Genomic DNA, 21,040 nt, shown 5'->3' with positions numbered 1-21,040 from the left:
TCCCACCTCCAAGATAACTGTCAGCCAAATTTGAAAATAACAAGACAAAAATCTGGCAGTCACGTCGATGGAGATTGGAACTTGAGAAATCGTAAGTGGCTGAAAAAAGTCAGCAGATCAACTTTCCGATTTTTGGGTTTGTGCTTTTTGATAGGAATTTGTACGTTATTATACGCCAGGTTAATTGAACCGAATTGGATAGAGATAAATTCTTTGCAATTGACCCTACCACATCTCTCATCAGAATTTAATGGCTATCGCATTGTGCAAATCAGCGATATTCATCGAGATCAGTGGATGAGTTCACGAAGGTTAAGACGTATTGTCAGCTTAGTCAACAAACAAAAACCCGACTTGGTGGCGATTACAGGTGATTTAATAACTCGTCATTCGCCTAAATTAATCCCCACTCTCAAGCTTCCTTTGAGTCAACTCAAACCCCAGGATCTGACTGTGGCGGTATTAGGTAACCATGACCACGAGAACGACTCAGCGGCGATTATTCAAACACTAGAACAAAGCGGTATCTTCCACCTTGGTAATAATGTTTACACTCTCAAACGGGGTAGTGCTTTGTTGCATATTGCTGGGGTAGATGATGTTGGTATGGGTAAAGACCGTTTGGATTTGGTATTACAGCAGTTACCACCAGAAGGTGCAGCAATTTTATTAGCCCATGAACCAGACTTTGCCAACATCAGCGCTGCTACAAAGCGGTTTGATTTGCAACTATCAGGACATTCTCATGGTGGACAAGTGCGTGTCCCTTTTTTCAAACCGATTATTCTTCCGCCTTTGGGTGAAAAGTATTATTTAGGACGTTATCAGGTAGGAGAGATGATTCAATACACCAATCGTGGCATAGGTATGACTGGGCTGCATCTGCGATTAGGTGCGCGTCCTGAGATTACTGTGTTTACCTTGATTGCACCTATAAAGTAACAGAAGTTGCTTGCGATCGCGTCTCAAACCTCTACATTGGTGAGGCGATTAATCAGGGTGCATTTGCCGAATATTGGGGTTAGGAATTCGTTGAAATAATAAATAATATCTTGCGTTACTTCCTACAAGCGCTTCAAAATCAACTATAGGACTGCATAACTGAAATCTTCTAATGAAGACCGAAATTATGATTTAGTCCTCTTGAGAGGACTTGAGCTATTAGCCATAGGTTAGAAACCTATGGCGGGCGATGGTTTAAGCGCGATATGATGAACTGAAGCATTTAAATAATTGTAATATTTTCGCTTTACCCACAAGTCTGCCTCAGAATTAATTCTAAGGCTCATAATCGCATTGAAAGGGCATAGTTACTTGCATGGTTAATGGACTGTTAACCTAAAAGGTAACAAGCAAGTTAAACAGCCGCATCTATAGCTATGGAAAATACTCTTTTGCAACGAATTACACTTGACCAAAATATTTGTCACGGCAAACCCTGTATTCGAGGAATGCGCTATCCAGTCGAATTCATTCTAGAATTGCTTAGTTCTGGCATGAGTATTGATGATATCTTAGCCGACTATGATGATTTAGAACGTGATGATATTTTAGCCGCTTTGCTGTTTGCAACTCGGTTGACTCAGGTGAAAAGCATCTACAACATAGTGTAATGAAATTTTTAGTAGATGCACAGTTGCCAGTAAGCCTAGCGCGGCTTTTGCAATCAGCCGGCTACGATACCATTCATACCAAAAATTTACCCCAGCAAAATACTACAACTGATGCAGAAATTAATGCTATTTCAATCCAACAAAGTCGGGTTGTAGTGACTAAAGACAGGGATTTTTTTGATTCATTTCTGATTTGCCAAGAACCTTACAAGCTTTTGTTTATAACTACAGGCAATATCACGAATACAGAACTTGCAACTTTATTTATGAATAACCTATCACATTTAGTTGAATTGCTACAGCAAAATTATTTAATAGAAATGAACCGCAACGCCATTATTATTCATCATTAATGTCAGATTGATGTCAATATTTTTAGGACTTACGCATTCGTAACGAAAAACAAGGCTTTGGGATTGCTTCCCTACGGTCGCAATGACGGAAATACGTTATTGTTGCGTAAGTTCTAATTTTAATACTAATTTTAAACATTATTTTTGCAAATTAATTCACACCAAGCCAGACGCAGAAGGAAAGTCATAATCTCAAATCTAAAAATGATATAAGCTACCAATAGGCTTACTGATTAGCTGGAATTAATACTGTCCCATGATCAATTACTTGATATCTAGCTTCTTTGGTAAAAATAATTCGACAATTTACACCACCATAATTTTTGCAAGTTTGTAAGGCATACCGAGACGCAATCGACTTACCTCTTGCCGGACGAGTGGTATCATATCCCCAACCTGTACCATAAGCGCCATTAGAACCAATTGCTAAAGCTCCCCAAGCATTTTTAAACCACAATGGAACTGAGCAATCTTTAGCTTGAGATTTTTGTTGACAATTATAAAGAGCGCCGCGTTCTGCTTCTTCGCGTGATAAACCCGTTGCGGAACTAGAAACCCGTGTTGAGGGAGAATAAGCGATCGCTCCAAATAAATCTGGGGTAGATTGAGCTTGGGCAACCTGTGTCAATCCAGGCAGAATTGATAATAGTGTCGCTGCTGCTAAGAAACTTTTTTTAAGTGTATTTGCCAACATAGTTTTTTCTAACCTCTAGTTGAGAACTACAGGTCTATATGTAGGCATTTCGCAAATTATGCAGTTTGTTCTGGTTCGGTAGTTACTTTTTGCCCAATTTTTGGCTCAGTTCCTGCAAGTATTCGCTCAATATTACTGCGGTGGCGGAAAATCACATACAACCCACCGACAAAAGCATACAGAATGCAAGGTAAAGGTTGATGGAAAATTACCATGAAAATAGTTACAGCGATCGCACCGGCGATGGAACTCAAGGATACAATCCGCGATAGAGCTACGACAACGGCAAACACACCCGCTGTAGCTAAACCTACTTGCCAACTAATCGCTAACAATGTTCCTAAACCAGTAGCAACTGATTTACCACCACTAAAGCCCAAGAAAATTGATTTGCTATGTCCTAGAACTACTGCTAACCCAGCTAGAGTTAGCAGCCAAGGTTGCCACAGCTTCGCATCTACCGTAGGGGGGATGAAATCATAACTTGGGGCAAAGTTGAATAACCAGTAAACGAGAGCGATCGCTAATACTCCCTTCAAGCAATCAATTAATAACACGAATGCTCCAGGGCCTTTACCCAAGGTTCTCAGAACATTGGTTGCACCAGTTGAGCCAGAACCAACTTCCCGAATATCGATACCTTTTAACTGTTTCACAGCAATGTAGCCAGTGGGGAAAGAACCCAGCAAGTAAGCTACAACCAAAACTATCCCGCACAAAGTTAACCAAATAACCATAAGACAATTCAAAATTCAAAATTCAAAATTCAAAAGTCAAGAGAATACCTCTTGACTAATGACCAATGACTAATTAAAAATCATCATCATAATTTCTCATTGCTTTGGGGTCAGGGGCAAAGGCTAACCACAAGGGAAATTGCAGCAGTGCTAGACTAATTTGGTCTTCAGAATCGTCGATGATGATTAAAGGCAGTTGATTTGCTTTCACTAATCGGTCGGCTTTTTGAGCTAAAGCCTCCGGTGCTTCGAATAATACTACACCTCGATCAGGCCCGAAATCTGGGCGACCAATACCTAAACAGTCTTGCAAGCCGCGTCGCCATTCACCCAAGCGTTCGGGTGTATTAGCTAACACTAAAGTGCGGACGCGATCGCCATAGAGCTTGTGTAGTATAGAAATCACTGCTGAAGAAATCAGAATATTCTGCAAACGGCTACCCATTGTCCGCAAAGCACCCCGTCCCCCTTGGCTGAAAAACCAGTTAGAAACACGTTCAGCATGGACTGGTTCAAAGGTGCGACGTAGTTGCCATGCGGGGCCATAGTAATCTGGTTTGCTGCGGTATTGGTCAATCAGACGGCGAATTTGCTTTGTAGTATCTTGAAACTGCTGTTGGGCAAATTGTGGTACGCCTGGCTGGGGTTCAGCTGGCTTTACCTCTGTCACAGTTGGTTTTTCACGTTCTATTACAGCTGGCACTAGTTGTAACTGCTCTGCTGCTGCGGCTAAATCCTGTAAGCTACCTGTGAGATAGTCTTTAAAACCCTGCACCCGAATTGCCAAGTCTTGGGATGTTCCGGCAAAAGTGGTACGCATTTCATTGCGGATGCGTTCTTGACGGCGTTCTAACTGTTCTACAGAAATTTGCAGCGCTTGTTTGCGTTGTTCTAACTGCGTTAGCGACTCTTGCACGAGTCGTCCCAGTGTCATTTGAGTTTCCCCAACTTGTGCCTGAAGAGTTTTGTAAGTCGCTTGCAGATTGGCTATTTCTGCTTTGAGTGCTTCTTTGGTGTTTTCTAACTCTGCAACTTGTTGCGCTGCTTTTGCGTATAGTGAATTATTTTCTGATTCTATTTGTGATTCCAGTGCGACAGTTTCGGTTTTTAACTGTGTTACCAACTCAGCAGTTGCATCTTCCGATTCTGCATTGGAGATGGGTGCTGCAAAAGTCGCGTCGTCTTGTGGTGTGTCAACTAATGAGTTCTGCTCATCTGTTTCCACCCCTGATTCAACAGATGAGTTTTCTGGATGTTCAACTGTAGGATTTTGTTCTTGTATTTGCTCTAACCACTCATCAATCGGTTCTGGAGTTTGTGTTTCCTCTGGGTTCATAAACAATAGTGTAATTCCTATGACGCGAATAAATAGCTTTCAGAAATATACAATTGACCTGCCCTCAAAGTCCTGAGTGTTGTATTCTCAGGCTTAAATCTGCATCTAAAATTACTAGCATTAAATACGAGGGCAACGTTGTTCCAAACAAGTTCTCAAGGTGTTGGGGTCAAATAAAATTGGCAAAAAGTGTATGCTTTTAATTTCTTTAAAGTAAAACAAGATGGGAATTCCATTCCAAAAGATACGCCAGTTTTGCCATTCTTGATAGGGAAATCGCCGAATTAATTTTTCACCTCTGTAAATATCTAAGTCTGTAGCGGTAAATTGCAAACGTAGCGTGACTGCTTGAAACATGAGAAACAAACCAAATAATCCGATTAACCCTCCTAAGAGAGGTTGGACTAGCAGCAGTGGAATAGAGGCAATTACCAAAACTACAGGGATATTGTAGCTAGGTTTGAGTTCCACGGTTGATGTGGAGTTGGGCGCAAATGAACTAGTCATAGTCTCAAATCCTGCTTTGTTTAGTAGACATCTTTCCTATTCTAGGATTTTGAGGGTGAGCAGACGCACGATTAAGAGTTATAACCATGATTTATAACTGGGCAAATAACAGTTCGTAAACAGCTATATGCCTTGCAGTAATGCGCTACCAGTGCCCTGAAACATTAACCAAGAAAGGAAGAAGTTGCTCACAAATATAATTAACAAAGCTGTCACAACCGCGGTTGTGGTTGATTGTCCAACTCCTTTAGCTCCTCCTGTTGTCGTTAAGCCCCAACTACAACCAATTACGGCGATTAAAACTCCAAAGCAAAACGCCTTGATTAAGGCGCTACAAATATCCCAAATCCCAAGAAGATTACGGGCTGAGTCTAGAAATACAGTATCAGAAATGTTGTATAAATTCGTGGCAATTACCAATCCCCCCAACATCCCTGTTACCAAAGATAAGAGAGTTAAAATTGGCAGCATGATGCAGCAAGCTAAGACGCGAGGGATAACTAGATAATCAATTGGATCTGTTCTTAACATCAATAAGGCATCAATTTGCTCTGTTACCCGCATAGTGCCGATTTCTGCTGCAAAGGCAGAACCGACTCGCCCCGCTAAAATCACTGCTGTCAGCACGGGTGAGAGTTCCCTTGTCAAGGCTACGGACAGTACTCCGCCGACAAGATTTCCGGCCCCAAAGTTAACAAATTCCCGCGCTACTTGAATGGTAAACACAGCGCCGACAAAAATAGCTGTTAATAAGGCAATAAACAGAGAATCTGGCCCAACTGCTGCCATTTGCTCTTTAGTATTGCGCCAATGGATTTTGGCTCTTAGGAGGTGAACTATTACTTGTCCACCCAGGAAAATCGCCGCCAGCAGCCGCTGACTCCATGCTCCTAAACTGGATTTGGATGTAGTCTCGCTCAATGTTCTGTAGCTAACTCGGTAACTGCCTTAAGAATAGCGAAAGTCATTGCTCATTAGTAAATTTTTGGTTATTCCCACTTTCCTGGGCCTTTGGTGTGGCGGAAACATTAACTTACTTTAAAGCTTTTCTCAGAAAATTAAGGCAGTTATCAGTGGGCTGTGATTCAATTATCAAGATTTTTTTGAGCTTAAAGCTTGAGCTAGTATGGGTTTTGCCAATTTTAAGCCCTGTTGCTAGTTCAAGCATCTGATGTTGTCAGTAGCTAATTATTTTAATGAAAACTTAAGATTTTTGACATCTTGGCTGCTCTGGAGCGATCGCTCGTATTGTAGAGAATGACATAAAGCTTTTCGGCTGTTGTTCACTTTCATCACGGAGTGTCTCTTCTAATGAATCTGTTCACGAACTTTCTCCGTTCTCTGTTACTCACGATTATTTTCAGTTTTGTTGTGCCAATGTTCTTAGTCGGTGGCTTCTTGCTTGTGATTTCTCTACTTGGCCATCTTCCTGGTTTACAAACCGCGACTGAGGCGATCGCTACTCAAATTATGCATTTTCTTGCCACTTTTGGCAGCGGTACTCCTTTGCGTGGTTTATTGGTAATTAGTTTGACTTGTAGTTTTGTCGGGGCGCTGTTTGACATCTATGCGTATTATCGGTGTCAAATTTTACGAATTGATTCTTAAATGGTAACAACCGGCTTGTCAGGTGTTCACTCGCTATTAAAACTAGCAAAATTAATATTAAAAACTAAGAAGATGCTGCTATTCCTTAGATATATTCGGAATCGGCATTGCTGAATTGTCATTTATTAAATTGGTAAAATCATAATTACATACTAGTAATTTAGTTACTAATTACCAGGAGCTTTGTTATTAGAGCATGAAATTATACAACTGTAAACTCCAATTCCAGGTATTTTAAACCTTGCGCTTCACACCAAATTACAGTTGTAGATTTTATAGGTTCCGGTAGCTTCAGAACTAAATTGGCATGAAATGAGTACAGCAAATAAACATCCACGCAAAGCAGAAAAATTTCATTAGAATTCTTAATAGTACAATGCCGGCTCATTTTTGGCAGCAGAGCAAAAAGGTTCATCTGACCGCTGGGCATTTTATATTGTGTTTATTACGAGGTTTTACGTCTGCTTATGTTTTGGCCTTTTCAGCCCAGGTTTAGAAAACAAATTGCTCGGATTGAAATTAATGGTGCAATTTCCGGTTCTACTCGCAAACGCGTGTTAGAAGCATTAAAAACAGTAGAGGAGAAAAAATTCCCCGCATTACTGTTACGTATCGATAGCCCTGGCGGTACAGTGGGAGATTCTCAAGAAATTTACAGTGCCTTGAAGCGTTTGCGCGACAAAATGAAAATCGTTGCTAGCTTTGGCAATATTTCGGCTTCTGGCGGTGTCTACATTGGCATGGGTGCGGAACACATCATGGCTAACCCAGGTACAATTACGGGTAGTATTGGTGTAATTTTGCGCGGGAACAACTTAGAACGCTTGTTGGAAAAAATCGGTGTTTCTTTCAAGGTAATTAAATCTGGCCCTTACAAAGATATTTTGGCATTCGATCGAGAACTGACTCAACCAGAACAAAATATTTTGCAAGAGTTGATTGATATAAGTTATCAGCAGTTTGTGCAAACGGTAGCTGATGCACGTTCTTTGGCGGTAGAAACTGTGAAAAGTTTCGCTGATGGTCGCATTTTTACTGGACAGCAAGCCTTAGAGTTAGGAGTTATAGATCGTCTAGGAACAGAGGAAGATGCGCGTCGCTGGACAGCGGAATTAGTCGGTCTTGATCCTGAAAAAACACCCTGTTACACACTAGAAGAACGTAAACCCTTGTTGAGTCGATTGTTACCAGGAAGCCGTCAGGTTTCATCAGGAATTGGGGCTAGGATTGACTGGCTCGAATTTGAAATGTCTACTAGTGGTTTGCCTTTATGGTTATATCGGCCATAAATAGTCAATAGTCAGAGGTAAATTAACAGTGGTAAAACCTATAAAGTGAGAACTGACAACTGAGCTAATTTAAGGAGGATTTGGCGTGGAGTGGCAAATGCGGGCTATTCGCGGAGCAACAACCGTTTCAGAAAATACAACTGAGGCGATTCGAGAAGCGGTAACAGAATTATTAGATGAGTTGGAAAAGCGGAATCACTTCCTTCCAAAGGATATTATCAGTGTTACTTTCTCTGTAACACGCGATTTAGATGCTGTTTTTCCAGCTGCGATCGCCAGAGCGCGTCCTGCTTGGGATGGTGTGGCTATGCTGGATGTACAGCAAATGCACGTCGAGGGCAGCTTACAGCGCTGTATCCGCTTCTTAATCCACGTTTACCTGCCAGCCTCCGCCCCAATTTACCATACATATTTACGTAATGCCGCCAATCTGCGTCCTGATTGGAGTATGCCCCAGCCTTTACCAGCATCACCGCAAGTAGTAGAGTCAAAAGTTTAAAATATGCATTTTAATTAAGGTTTTTGACTATTCTCTCCAAGAGTAAGTAATACCAATTCAAAATTCAAAATTAACAAAGCTATACATAACAAGGGTAAGGTTTTTTAACAAAAATCTATCAGTATGTAAAACCATACAAAGATTTTGGGCGTTGCATAAATGCGGGATGAAGGGGCGGTTGAAACCATTGAAAATTCGTTCTAAATTGGGCGAAATCATCCCATGATTCAGCAACGCCATTATTTGTGTGACCGAGGATATGTCTCACAAAAACTCTTTATAGAAAGTTTCCGAATTTATCTCAGGACTGTTCATTTCTGTTCGCTCCTAGCTACTGACTCCTGACTCCTTGCAGGAACTAATCCAGCTTGCTCAATCGCCTTTTGCCCTTGTTCAGTCTGCAAAAGTCTGGTATAAGCTTCGCCAACTTGCTGTTCTGGGCCCTTGTTCTGCTTAATAATCACAAACAAATTGGTAGTCATCGGATAACTGCCATTCTTGATAACTTCCGTGTTCAGCTGATTGCGCTTTTGCGGGCATTCGTTTGGTGGTACTAAAGATTCACGGTAGGGTGGAATTAGCTGTGCGTCAGTAAGACCTAAAGGTAGAGGCTTCACCATACATTGATGTACAACTCCCCTAGCAGAAGCATAATACACGCCTCCGGGAGTTTGGTTGACACGGCGCAGTGCTTCTGTGGTCGAGTAGACATACTGCACATTAGAGCTTAGGGCTTGCTGATCTAAAACCTGCTTGCCGGAAATTAATACGATGTCTGCATTTTCTGGACGCTGGGAGAAGGGTGTAATAGGAAGGTCTGGCCCACCTACCTGCTTCCAGTTAGTAATCTGCCCTAAATAAATCTGCTGCAATTGATCAACAGTTAAGCCAGACACTTTCAATGCAGGGTTAACTACTACTGCTATCCCATCAATGCCAACTTGACGTTGCTCAAGTATAAAACCCCGCTGCCGAGCTAGATTTTTTTCTTCATCTGTGAGGGGACGTGAAGATTCAGCGAAGTCTAATTTTCCATCAAGCAACATCCGAATCCCAGAACCAGAACCTGGGCTAGCATTAGCGGGATTTACGTAGCGCAATTGTAGCTCAGGACGAGCGATCTGGATCTGAGAATTTACGAGTTGCCTGATTGGTGCCCAAGCTGTGCTACCACCATAGTTGAATGAGCCTACGGGAACATCACTAACAGTTTTAAAGTTTGAAGTAGCAAGAGCAGAGCGATTGTTCGCACCTTGGCCAGAAGAAGACAAAGTACCATAATCCGTTTGGAGACGAGGCCTCAGCCATAACCACAATCCGCCTATGACTGCTAATGTAACTACTTTGCCAATAATCAGACCTCTAATTAACTGTACGGCGTCGTGGCTGAGTGGAATACTTTGTCTACTATGATTAGCCATCTTCTTTATCGTCCTGTTATTAAGCTGGTCTTGAATAAGATAAAATTAGGATTGAGTTTAACTTTATAATTCCATGAGGATTTCACTTAGTTTCCCAACCTCCTGCAACTGCTAAATTTATTCTGAAGAGAGTTTATATAAAAATTCCGGTAAATTACAGCTAACTTCCTTAATCAAACTATATATTGTTTTCTATAATATAGATTTTCTTAAGTAAAATTGCTTAATGCAATTGTCAGGGACACCGTAACATGTTAAGTAGCAAGTTACTAGGGGAGCGTTACCAGGTTGTTGAAGTTTTGAGTCAAGGAGCGTTTTGTCAAACTTACAAGGCCCAGGACATATACGTCCCCTCTAATCCCACCCGTGTCGTCAAACATTTCTTACCTAGCAATACATATCCTATTGCGGTAGAAATTCGCAGACGGCTATTTAACCGAGAAGTAGAGGCCCTAAAAAAACTTAGCAACTATGACCTGGTACCTCATCTTTTAGCGGATTTTGAAGACAACCTTGAGTTCTACTTAGTGCAAGAGTTTATTGAGGGACATCCCCTCAGTGCGGAACTGTCACCTGGTAAGTGCTGGACTGAAAGCAAAGTTTTTCAATTTTTGTGCGAGGTCTTGGGCATCCTGAATTTTATTCACAGTCGTGGGCTAATTCATCGAGATGTCAAGCCTAACAATATTATTAGACGAAAGCAGGACAATCGGTTAGTTCTGATTGATTTTGGAGCCGTTAAGCCTATTTGGAATGAATTAGTTAGAGATCAAGATCAAACTTCAATTTTTATTCCTATTGAACATTACACTACCATTGCGATCGGTACACCAGGCTATATGCCTAATGAGCAACAGCGAGGTAAACCACGCCCTAATAGTGATATTTATGCTCTAGGCATGATTGGCATTCAAGCGTTAACAGGGGTACATCCTACACAATTAGCAGAAGATTCCAATACGGGTGAAATTATCTGGCGACATCTCACAAAAGTTAGTGCTGGGCTAGCCTCAGTCCTCAACAAAATGGTGCATTATCACTTCCAAGACAGATATAAGTCGGCAAAAGAAACGTTGGAAGCACTTCTAGCACTAAACAATCACTGTAGAGCAAATCAGGAATCAGCTTTTTTAGCACCATTCTTAGGCGACCAAGCAATTGATACGACGCTACCCGAAACGCTTTTACCACCCATCCATCTCTACCTACCGAGACAGGAGTTAGCCCCTAATAAATTGGGGTCTCAAACCCCCTCATTGGGACAAGATAGTAATCAAGTTATTAGAGATGAGGTATCATCATCACTCTTAGATTTAGACGATGAGACAACCAATACTACTGTTTCTCTTTTGCCTGACAAATCTCCTCTGCTGCTTGGTTTAGTAGTAGGCGCGTTATCTGGATTAGCTTTAATGATTTTGAGCTACTGGTCTTTGCAAATGATTTCTCCTGTTCCGCAAATCGAAAATTTGCGAATTCAATTGCCAAGTGAATCTCGTTAATTTGTGGTTATATTTGCCTTTGTTCGTTTGGTAATGAATTAGGTTGATATTGGACACTATCTCTGTGGATCAAAAACGCTACAATCCCCACTACAACTAAGTTAATCATTAGAATCCCAACAGCGCTCCACAACCAAATTTTCATTTTTGAGCTGTTTGTTAAGTCAGTTGGGTAAGGTTTGCGGTTCATGATTTTTTACAGCAACCTAATTGTTACTATTTAATTTTACCGCTAGCTTAAATTTAAGCTCGCAATGTATAAGCATGTACATAAACTGTAAAATCTTCGAGTCAGCCAATGGCTAATTACTTGAATATCAAGCAATTAGCCATTAGTATTTATTCCATGTTTCGCTAGTTTTCAGTTGGTTTATTGTGATGTAACCTAATGCCTAAAAAAATGTCATAAACGAACTCAAAAAAGTCTTTCTTCTGTAGTAAGCCTGAAGTTTGATAACAGCCTTTTTCATCTAATAAAGGCTTCATTAGATGATATGTGGGCTGGTAATTATACCAAGGAATAGAAGGCCACAAATGATGAATTAGGTGGTAATTCTGACCCAAAATTAAGATATTCAGAATTGGGTTGGGATAAACGCGGGCATTTTTCCAGCGATCGCGTTCCATAAATGGACGGTGAGGCAGATAATCAAAGAATAATCCCAGTGCGATCCCAACTATAAATGCTGGGATAAACCAAAAATTGAGAATGTAACCCAAAAAGTGGTACTGGACTGAAATATAAACAATCGAAACAACAATCAAGCGGCTAATGAACCATTCTAGTAGTTCATATTTACGCCACAGTTGCCGTTGAAAGAAAAATACCTCGTGGTACAAAAACCTTACCGCAATCAGCCACAGCGGCCCGCCAGTCGAGACATAATGATCTGGGTCGTCTTTGGGATGATTGACATGGGCGTGATGCTGCAAATGCACTCGCGTAAACACTGGAAAAGCAAAAGCCAGCATCAGCGCACTGCCGTGACCTAACATCGCATTCATCACTCTGTTGCGATGGGCAGATTGGTGGCAAGCATCGTGAATTACCGTCCCAGAACAATGCAAGGCAAGAGTATTAACGCTAAAGCATAGCCAGTGGGGCCATTGCCACAGCCAGTAACCAAAGTTAGATAACACTAGCATGGCCACAGCTGCTAAAAACAGTAGCAGTGTGGGGTTGAAATCACCGGGAGGCGCTAAAAATTCCTTTGGCGGGACTGTCAGTGGCTTCTTTGCCTCCGACGTGAGCATTCTGAACTCCTTGTTTATCAAATATTACGAATATACGATAAAGATTAGTAAATAATAAACTTTTGTAAAATTTTGTATAGCAAGCTTGATCGGCAGTTTTGCGGATAGTGTAGATAAATAACGCTATGATTTCAAACGAGACTTAAGTATTTGCTAATAGTAGGGGTGTAGCAATACCAAAAATTGGATGGAAGAACATCATCCTTGGGAAGGATGGAACCAAGATTAGTGTACGATATCTAGTCTATCCCACTTTGTTGAAGCCTCCGCTAGAGGAAGTCATTTGTAGTGAGCTACTAATGCAACACGGCGCAAATAAATATACTATTCAAAACAGCGCAAAAGCCGAAAATAAAAAGTTTTTGGCTTTTGACTTCCGCGCCGCGGTACTAGCCTTTATTCCCCTTTCTAACTGCTGCCATCTTATTGATATAGCAGTGACGGAAATAAAAATGCCCCTTAATTTACGATGGTTCCCAGATAGATCCTAGAATCAGCCCCTATGCAATTAAGAGATTCTCTACGCCGAACAAAAATTGTCGCTACGATTGGACCTGCCACTAGCAGTCCAGAAATGCTCAAGGCGATTATTGAAGCGGGTGCAACAACACTGCGGCTAAACTTTTCCCACGGGACTCATGCCGACCATCAGCGCAATATCCGCTTAATTCGGCAAACCGCCTTTGAACTAAATCAGCCAGTGGCAATTCTCCAAGATTTGCAAGGGCCAAAAATTCGCTTGGGGCGGTTTGAAAATGGGTCTATAGTTGTAGCCAAAGGCGATCGCTTCACCTTGACAAATCGCCCAGTTATCGGTACAGAAGATATTAGCTGCGTTACCTACGATCACTTGGCAGAAGAAGTCCCGGTTGGCGCAAAAATTCTCCTCGATGATGGACGAGTAGAAATGCTAGTTGAGGAGATTAACCGCGATAAAGGTGATTTGCATTGTCGAATTACCGTTGCTGGTAAACTTTCTAACAATAAAGGTGTCAACTTTCCCGGTGTTTATCTTTCAATTAAGGCAATGACCGACAAAGACCGCGAGGATCTGATGTTTGGTCTGGATCAAGGCGTAGACTGGATAGCACTTTCCTTTGTTCGCAATCCCCAGGATCTCATAGAAATTAAAGAGTTAATTTCCAGTACAGGCAAAAATGTGCCCGTGGTTGCCAAAATTGAAAAGCACGAAGCAATTGAACAAATGGAAGCAGTTCTCGCTTTGTGTGATGGTGTTATGGTTGCCAGAGGCGACTTGGGGGTGGAACTTCCCGCTGAGGATGTACCTATACTGCAAAAGCGGCTGATTGCTACGGCAAATCGCTTGGGCATTCCCATCATCACCGCCACCCAAATGTTAGACAGCATGGTCAGCAACCCTCGTCCCACTCGTGCGGAAGTGTCGGACGTAGCAAATGCGATTTTGGATGGCACAGATGCAGTGATGCTCTCTAATGAAACTGCTGTGGGCAATTACCCAGTGGAAGCCGTAGCCACAATGGCCCGGATTGCCGAGCGGATCGAACAGGAAGAAAGGCAAAACTACGCCGTGCGTCAGTTGAGAGATACTAGGCGTTCCATTCCTAACGCTATTAGTCAAGCTGTAGGACAAATTGCAGAGCAGTTGGGAGCTGCGGCAATTATGACCTTAACTCAAACAGGGGCAACAGCTCGCAATGTATCCAAATTCCGTCCCCAGACGCCGATTTTGGCAATCACACCCCATGTGAATGTAGCACGACAGTTACAAATGGTATGGGGAGTAAAACCGCTATTGGTGCTAGAACTACCTTCTGCTGGTCAAACTTTCCAAGCGGCTATCAATGTCGCACAGGAGAATCAATTACTCACCGAGGGTGATTTGGTGGTGATGACTGCTGGTACTCTCCAAGGAGTTTCGGGATCAACAGATTTGATTAAGGTTGAGGTGGTGACGGCGATTCTCGGCCAAGGAATTGGACTAGGACAAGGTTCGGTAAGTGGTCGCGCTAGGGTGGCTCATAAGGGTATAGAAGTCAGTAACTTTAATCACGGTGATATTTTGGTGGCTCCGCGCACCAGTGCCGATTTTGTGGAGGCGATTCGCAAAGCCGCCGGAATTATTACAGAAGATGAAAGTCTTACCAGCCATGCAGCCGTGATTGGCTTGCGTCTAGGCGTGCCTGTAATTGTGGGTGTCAAGAAAGCGACGCAAGTAATTCGGGATGGGGCAATTCTAACGCTGGATATGCAACGGGGTTTGATTTACTCTGGGGCTGTGGGAACACATTAAATAATTCATAATTCGTAATTGGTAATTCGTAATTATGAGTTAGTGGAAAATATCTACTCTGGTTGACTTTCAAAATTTACTCGCTGATAAATCTGGCGATGGGGAATTTGGCAGTTTGCTGAAGCTAAAGTTAAAACTCCATCTTCATCGTCAGATTCTTTGAACAGCCAGTTACCTTCTGAGGTTTTGCTAAAGTGTTCAATATGGATTTGATATTGGTCAATTAAAATATATTCTTGAAAATCGGGAATGGAACGGTAATAAGTAAATTTGTCTCCTCTATCTCGGCTACTAGTAGATTTAGAAAGTACCTCAAAGATAATACTGGGATTTATAACTGTGTCGGTGCGTCCTTGTTGAAAAATTGCTTCATCTTTGATGATTAGAACATCTGGATATGTATATTCTCGGTAACGAGGAATCCATAGGCGCAGATCGCTAGTATAAACGCGGTAATCTTGCTCTCTAAGAGCAAGTCCAAGAGCAATTATTAAGTTGATAATAATTTGATTATGATTTATTGAGCCTCCAGTCATCGGTACAATTTCCCCATTACGGTATTCGCTGCGCTGTTCAGCAGTTTCTTCATGTGCAAAATATTCCTCAATGGAATATTGACGGGAGGGAGTTTGCACAACCATAAAATTTAATGCTCAGATATTTAGCAAGTTTACTTTAGCCTAGCATTCAGAGATAGCGGGATAAAACTTCGGCGGTAGCTTGTCCTGTCTTCTCCCAGCTGAATTGATTTGCTCTAGCAATACCTTGGGTGGAGAGATGCGATCGCAACCCTGAATCAGTTGCAACAGCCTGCATAGCTGCTGTTATTTCTCCTGTATTGTAGGGATTTATCAGAATGGCTGCATCACCAGCTACTTCAGGTAGGGAGGAGATATTAGAAGTGATAACAGGTGTACCACAAGCCATTGCTTCGAGGACAGGTAAGCCGAAACCTTCCCATAAACTAGGGAAGACGAGGGCGATCGCGCCATTGATAATTTTTGGTAATTCGCTGTAAGGAACATAGTCGAGGAACTTCACCTGATTAGTTACCCCCAGTTCCTCGACTTGTACTTTTAAATTTGGAGTATAACGCGGATCGGTTGACCCTGCTAACCACAATTCGTAGTCTTTGCAGTTAAGTAATGCGGCAAAGGCGGTAATTAGTCGGTGTACATTTTTATAGGAATCTTGACGACCAATGTAGAGAAAGTAATTGCGAGTGGGTAGGTTGAGAAAACGAAAGTGGCTGCGATCGTAGGCGAGAGGAATGGAGGTGATTTTGCTAGTGGGAATTTGGTAAAACTTAGTGATGTCTTTAGCTGTGGCTTGAGAGTTGCAAATAATGTGTTGTGCTTGGCTAAGGACTTGGGGTGTGTAGTAGCGATGGTAGGGTATCAGAGGTGAAAAGCGTCTAGGAAAGCGCAACGGTATCAAGTCGTGAAACATCACGACAAAACGACAATTGGCATAAAGTGGCGCTTCCGGTAGCGGGGAAAACAACAACTGGGATTTTAGCTTTTTATAAATTTGCGGTAGTTGAAACTGTGTCCAAACAAGGCGATGCAAATGCCCTTTGATCCCATGATCTGGTGTTAAATTGGGAGGAATTGGGTAGCAAGTGAAATTAGCATTTTCCTGTGCAATCAATAATGTAGGATTCAGGGATTGCAAATACGGAAATAGATTATTGGCGTAGGTTGTAATACCTGTTGGTTTGGCGCTAAGAAAAGATAAGTTAATTAAAGTTAGATTAGACAAATATAAAACACTCCTGAAACCGCAAAAAAATCATTTGGGAGCATTTTAATCAAAATCGCATAATCTTAGTGTATGCATATGAAACTTTGGTTTACTCATCAGCGTTGCTGAATTGAAGTATGAAATTGCAAAATTGAGTGTTAAAGTCGCTTAATCTTTGCATCTTTGCGTGAGGCTAAATTCATACTATTACTCAGAAATCTCTACTAATCTGAATAGTTTATTATCTTATTTGCATTGCAACAATAACATCCAATCTTCATTAGGACGTTCAGTTAGACATTGCTCAATTGTCAAGTTTTTGATTTGAGAATCATAGTCAATATGCTGTAGTTGAAAACCAAATGACTCAATATCTTGTAAAAACATCTTGGGGTCAGAATAACGACCACAATTAAATTCCATAACTATAGTTATATTTTTGTTTTTTCTTAATGTTTCACTCATTCCATACCAAATGCTTTGCTCTGCTCCCTCAGCATCTATTTTAATAAAGTCAACACTTGACCAATCTTGTGTCAAATTATCCAAGGTTATGGTATTTACTTCTACTACCTTATCTGCTAATGTCGCATCTGTACATATTGTTGCATTTAACCCTTTACCCATAGGGATTACTAGTTGAACTAGCTGGTTATCTATATTTGAAATTGCCTTTTGCAATACTTTCGCATGGTTTTGAAACCCGTTAACCTCTAGTGTGCGTTCTAGTAATCCAACTAGTTTCGGGTTTGGTTCAACAGCTAATACACGACCAGATGATCCAACCGCATCAGCCATCAGCACAGAATAGTATCCATGATTTGCACCTATATCAATGCAATGCCATCCTTTTTTTAGGATACGTGCCATTGCCATAGTAATCCAAGATTCCCAGTATCCATCTAAGCAAAGGTGAGGAGTTATACCAATATCTTCAGCATCACAATAAAATTTATATCTGCCTAAAACTCGACATAATAAAGTTTCTTTACCTATATAAGCTGTATAACATCTATCACGACAGATACTTTCTAGTTCTTCACGAGTTAATACTTGGATATCTCTTACATATATTATTTTCTTATGCATCTTACGATTTGTAAGTAAATTTTGTTTATTGGATATTTTTGCTTGTATTTTTTTTAAAAAAGCTTGCATATGTGGAGACTCAGGATAAACTTTTTTTATATTTAGGTTTTTACCAAAACTACCAAAACTTAATTAGCTTTAAGTATTGTACCCTATACCACAAAAGTACCACTATAACCCTTATATTTTTATATAAATTTACATAATTTTAGCCAATAATATTGTAGCGAATTCAAGTAATGTAAGTATGATTACTAGCCAATCAAAAACGCACCACGCTTTAGAGGGAGATTCTAGGGGCTGGTTGAAGAATAGTCTGAGTATTTGCTTCAAAAAAATTGTTTCATAATATCATATCCGGCAAATTACTTGTGATATGCCATTGCGGGTGCAATGTAGTAGAACGAAGCTATCACAAGATATCTGCGATTGTTTCACTCTATTCGCAATGACAAGTGTTTATATCTTAATTATCCCGTTGTAAAAATAAATCCCAATATTCGCCGTACTTCTCGGCTAGACAGTCCTCAATGCTCAAACTTTTTATTTGTGAGTCATTGTCTATGTATTTAATGGAAAAACCTGCTGCTTGAATTTCATGTAAAAATTCTTTGGGATTATAGTCACGGTAACAGCAAAATTCCATTATTATAATAATATTATTATTCTTTTTTATTGTTTCACGCATTCCGTTCCAAATAGCTTTTTCTGCGCCCTCAGCATCTATTTTAATTAAATCGACTTGTGGCCAATCCTTCGTTAATTCATCAACTGTAACTGTCTCTACTTCAAATGCCTGTTCTCCTGGTAATATTTCACTTTGTGAGATTGTTGAACTACCCCAAAACCCCTCTTTTGGAATTACAAGATTAACCTTATTGCCATTTGTATCTGCAACAGCTTTTTGCACAACTCTAGTATGTTTGCTAAAACCATTTACATTTAAGCTTTTCTCTAGAAGAGAGGCTAATCTTGGGTTTGGCTCAACAGCTACTACATTACCAGTTGTACCAACAACATCAGCCATGATTAGGGAATAATATCCACAATTTGCACCAATATCTAAACAATAATTTCCAGGTAGAAGTTGCTGAATCATCACCTGGGTAATCCAAGATTCCCAATACCCATTCAGACAAAGATGAGGAGTAAGACTCAAGTCTTGTGCCTCAAGATAGCACATATATTTAGTTAACACACGAGACAAAATTATCCCATCACCTAAATATGCTGTCTGTGACATCTTACGGCAAAATAACTCTAAGTCTGTTCGGTTCCAGGAGACAATATCTTTGATATCCGAGAAAAATGCTTCTTTTACGCCATTATTTTGTGAATTTAATAAGGATTTATTTGGTATTTTTTCTAAAAGCGGCATTTTCTCAAGAAATGATTTTATATGAATAAAATCTGATTTTAACGCAGGCAGATCACTCTGTTGTGAAAAAATCACAAAAACTTCATTAGCAAAGACTGGAATAAATTTGTTTACTATATTTTTTAAAAAGGTATAACCTATAGTTTCCATCATGCCTTTATGGATAACAAACCATTGGCATTCATCTAATGAATTGCTCCCTATTGATGAATAAGGTCTTGTAAATTGAAATTTTTCTGCAAATTCATTAGGAGCTATTAATTTATCTTCTTTTTTTAAATTATTTTGCAAAAAAATCGCTGCATTAATCCAGTATTGATCATTGCTTGGAAATTGCATATGCACTTAATTCCTAAATGTAATTCTTGACGTATATATTTAAAGGACTTTTGTATAAGCTTCGTATAGTTTTTTAACATAGTTCTCCATGCTAAATAACTTTGCTCTTTCCTTACCCACTTCTGACAGTTGTATTTGCAGATGAGGATTATTCATTAAATTTTCAATTGCCTGTCTAATCTCATGCGAATTATAGGGATCTACATAAAGCGCAGCTTCTCCACAAACTTCTGGCAAAGAAGCAACATTAGATGTAATTACCGGACAGCCCAAAGACATTGCCTCCAAAGGAGGCAAACCAAATCCTTCATACAAAGATGGAAAGACAAAGCAAAACGCTCCTTTATATAAATAATTTAGATCTCTCCTTGGGACATATTCTAATAACTTGATTCTTGAATTCAATTCATTAGAAAAAATTGTTTCTAGCTTGCGAATTTCATCCTTCCATAGCCATCCTTTTTTGCCAACAATAACAAGCTCTATATCAGTATCTAGTTCACTATAAGCATCTATCAGTCTTCCTAAATTTTTCTTTGGTTCTATAGCACCTACAAAAAGAAGATATTTTTTATGTTTCAATTTATACTTTTTCAAAAATATATCAATTGACTCTTCTTTGATAGACAAAGAATTATTTATTACTGGTTGATATGTGACATAGATTTTATCAGGATCAATATTAAAACAAGATAAAATATCTTGTTTTGTATTTTCTGAAACACTTAAAATAATTGCAGAATCTTTAATTGAATCTCGTATATTTTTGAAGAAAAAACTTTTATCATCTAAGGTCGTGTAAGGTAGCCTTAATGGTATTAAATCATGAATAGTAGTAATTTTTTTTGCATTTCTTACTTTAATAGGTAGGGGAAAAGTAGTATGCCATATATCTATTGTTTTCGGTACATTAATTTGGGTTTTAATTTCTAGTATTTTGTATAAGTTATTAGCGGCTCTATAGCAATCATAGATATCAAAAATTTCGCCAGATTTACTGAAGTAATCAAAAATAAAATCCGCATCTTCTTTAATAACAAAGTCACTAATTGGAACTCTTTTTGCTTTATAGAATAGTTGACTAGTTGCAAGAATAGTGCTTTTAATTTGTGATAATTTGCTAGTTTTTTTTGGCCTATCAAAAAACAAAGCTTCACTTAATATTGAAGTTTTATTATTAGAATAACGGCTGCATAAGATATTTACATCTGCTTCCAGGGAAGTTAAAGCTTGAATTAAACTAATACCATAAGTTTTAATACCTGTTCCCTGTTTAAGTTCTAAATTATATCCATCTATTAATACATTAATTCCCTGTAAACTCATCAATAATTTACCTATGGATTTGATACTTTAATCGAACTTGCTGTCTAAAATTTTACCTTATACCCTAAGCTGAGGCTGTT

The 21,040-nt window shown here is 39.9% G+C and carries 20 protein-coding genes; 8 read left to right on the top strand and 12 right to left on the bottom strand.

Annotated elements, in window-relative coordinates; translation table 11 throughout:
- Positions 1-30 precede the first annotated feature (30 nt).
- From AC5JL8_RS33715 to AC5JL8_RS33705, 3 genes are all read left to right on the top strand, one after another.
- Positions 31-942, top strand: a complete 912-nt coding sequence (locus tag AC5JL8_RS33715; RefSeq protein WP_495884043.1) for a metallophosphoesterase — start codon at positions 31-33, stop codon at positions 940-942.
- A gap of 437 nt (positions 943-1,379) precedes the next feature.
- The gene (locus AC5JL8_RS33710) at positions 1,380-1,613 is read left to right on the top strand and encodes a DUF433 domain-containing protein (protein WP_495884042.1); all 234 of its coding nucleotides are present in this window, start codon (positions 1,380-1,382) and stop codon (positions 1,611-1,613) included.
- Positions 1,613-1,966 carry a DUF5615 family PIN-like protein gene (locus AC5JL8_RS33705; protein WP_495884041.1) on the top strand — a complete coding sequence of 118 codons (354 nt, stop codon included), beginning with the start codon at positions 1,613-1,615 and terminating at the stop codon, positions 1,964-1,966. Before AC5JL8_RS33710 ends, AC5JL8_RS33705 begins: the two co-directional genes overlap by 1 nt.
- 226 nt (positions 1,967-2,192) lie before the next feature.
- On the opposite strand, the gene AC5JL8_RS33700 is transcribed toward AC5JL8_RS33705, so the two are convergent.
- From AC5JL8_RS33700 to AC5JL8_RS33680, 5 genes are all read right to left on the bottom strand, one after another.
- Positions 2,193-2,660, bottom strand: a complete 468-nt coding sequence (locus tag AC5JL8_RS33700) for a DUF4189 domain-containing protein (protein WP_495884040.1) — start codon at positions 2,658-2,660, stop codon at positions 2,193-2,195.
- Between the two features lie 56 nt (positions 2,661-2,716).
- Positions 2,717-3,397: a glycerol-3-phosphate 1-O-acyltransferase PlsY gene (plsY, locus tag AC5JL8_RS33695; RefSeq protein ID WP_495884039.1), complete on the bottom strand. Its 681-nt coding sequence runs from the start codon at positions 3,395-3,397 to the stop codon at positions 2,717-2,719.
- Between the two features lie 73 nt (positions 3,398-3,470).
- Positions 3,471-4,733: a DUF3086 domain-containing protein gene (locus AC5JL8_RS33690; protein ID WP_495884038.1), complete on the bottom strand. Its 1,263-nt coding sequence runs from the start codon at positions 4,731-4,733 to the stop codon at positions 3,471-3,473.
- Between the two features lie 120 nt (positions 4,734-4,853).
- Positions 4,854-5,240: a DUF3119 family protein gene (locus AC5JL8_RS33685; protein WP_495884037.1), complete on the bottom strand. Its 387-nt coding sequence runs from the start codon at positions 5,238-5,240 to the stop codon at positions 4,854-4,856.
- A 123-nt stretch (positions 5,241-5,363) separates the two neighbouring features.
- On the bottom strand, positions 5,364-6,161 hold the full coding sequence (locus AC5JL8_RS33680; protein WP_495884036.1) for an MlaE family lipid ABC transporter permease subunit: 798 nt from the start codon (positions 6,159-6,161) through the stop codon (positions 5,364-5,366).
- A 390-nt stretch (positions 6,162-6,551) separates the two neighbouring features.
- Between AC5JL8_RS33680 and AC5JL8_RS33675 the strand changes: the two genes are divergently transcribed.
- From AC5JL8_RS33675 to aroH, 3 genes are all read left to right on the top strand, one after another.
- Positions 6,552-6,848, top strand: a complete 297-nt coding sequence (locus AC5JL8_RS33675) for a hypothetical protein (protein WP_495884035.1) — start codon at positions 6,552-6,554, stop codon at positions 6,846-6,848.
- Between the two features lie 467 nt (positions 6,849-7,315).
- Positions 7,316-8,137: a signal peptide peptidase SppA gene (gene sppA / locus AC5JL8_RS33670; protein WP_495884034.1), complete on the top strand. Its 822-nt coding sequence runs from the start codon at positions 7,316-7,318 to the stop codon at positions 8,135-8,137.
- Between the two features lie 85 nt (positions 8,138-8,222).
- A complete protein-coding gene (aroH, locus tag AC5JL8_RS33665) occupies positions 8,223-8,636 on the top strand; it encodes a chorismate mutase (RefSeq protein ID WP_495884033.1) in 414 nt (137 codons plus the stop codon).
- 311 nt (positions 8,637-8,947) lie between these two features.
- On the opposite strand, the gene AC5JL8_RS33660 is transcribed toward aroH, so the two are convergent.
- A complete protein-coding gene (locus tag AC5JL8_RS33660) occupies positions 8,948-10,057 on the bottom strand; it encodes a PstS family phosphate ABC transporter substrate-binding protein (RefSeq protein WP_495884032.1) in 1,110 nt (369 codons plus the stop codon).
- 251 nt (positions 10,058-10,308) lie between these two features.
- On the opposite strand from AC5JL8_RS33660, the gene AC5JL8_RS33655 reads away from it, so the two are divergent.
- Positions 10,309-11,559 (top strand): protein kinase domain-containing protein, encoded by a 1,251-nt coding sequence (locus tag AC5JL8_RS33655; RefSeq protein WP_495884031.1) that lies wholly within the window; start codon positions 10,309-10,311, stop codon positions 11,557-11,559.
- A 354-nt stretch (positions 11,560-11,913) separates the two neighbouring features.
- Here AC5JL8_RS33655 and crtR read toward each other — a convergent pair whose 3' ends face one another.
- Entirely contained in the window at positions 11,914-12,813 is a 900-nt protein-coding gene (gene crtR, locus AC5JL8_RS33650) for a beta-carotene hydroxylase (RefSeq protein WP_495884030.1), read from the bottom strand.
- Between the two features lie 502 nt (positions 12,814-13,315).
- Here crtR and pyk point away from each other — a divergent pair.
- Positions 13,316-15,085 (top strand): pyruvate kinase, encoded by a 1,770-nt coding sequence (pyk, locus tag AC5JL8_RS33645; protein WP_495884029.1) that lies wholly within the window; start codon positions 13,316-13,318, stop codon positions 15,083-15,085.
- Between the two features lie 53 nt (positions 15,086-15,138).
- On the opposite strand, the gene AC5JL8_RS33640 is transcribed toward pyk, so the two are convergent.
- The 5 genes from AC5JL8_RS33640 to AC5JL8_RS33620 all read right to left on the bottom strand — a co-directional run bounded on the left by AC5JL8_RS33640 (position 15,139) and on the right by AC5JL8_RS33620 (position 20,960).
- Positions 15,139-15,726, bottom strand: coding sequence for a Uma2 family endonuclease (locus AC5JL8_RS33640; RefSeq protein WP_495884028.1), 588 nt, complete (start codon positions 15,724-15,726; stop codon positions 15,139-15,141).
- A gap of 46 nt (positions 15,727-15,772) precedes the next feature.
- Positions 15,773-16,846, bottom strand: coding sequence for a glycosyltransferase family 4 protein (locus AC5JL8_RS33635; protein ID WP_495884027.1), 1,074 nt, complete (start codon positions 16,844-16,846; stop codon positions 15,773-15,775).
- Between the two features lie 228 nt (positions 16,847-17,074).
- Positions 17,075-17,986, bottom strand: coding sequence for an FkbM family methyltransferase (locus AC5JL8_RS33630; RefSeq protein ID WP_495884026.1), 912 nt, complete (start codon positions 17,984-17,986; stop codon positions 17,075-17,077).
- Positions 17,987-18,383: 397 nt separating this feature from the next.
- On the bottom strand, positions 18,384-19,634 hold the full coding sequence (locus AC5JL8_RS33625) for an FkbM family methyltransferase (RefSeq protein WP_495884025.1): 1,251 nt from the start codon (positions 19,632-19,634) through the stop codon (positions 18,384-18,386).
- A 39-nt stretch (positions 19,635-19,673) separates the two neighbouring features.
- Positions 19,674-20,960: a glycosyltransferase family 4 protein gene (locus AC5JL8_RS33620; protein WP_495884024.1), complete on the bottom strand. Its 1,287-nt coding sequence runs from the start codon at positions 20,958-20,960 to the stop codon at positions 19,674-19,676.
- Positions 20,961-21,040 lie beyond the last annotated feature (80 nt).

Source organism: Mojavia sp. (genome assembly GCF_059505145.1).
This window is presented reverse-complemented; position numbering and strand designations above follow the sequence as displayed.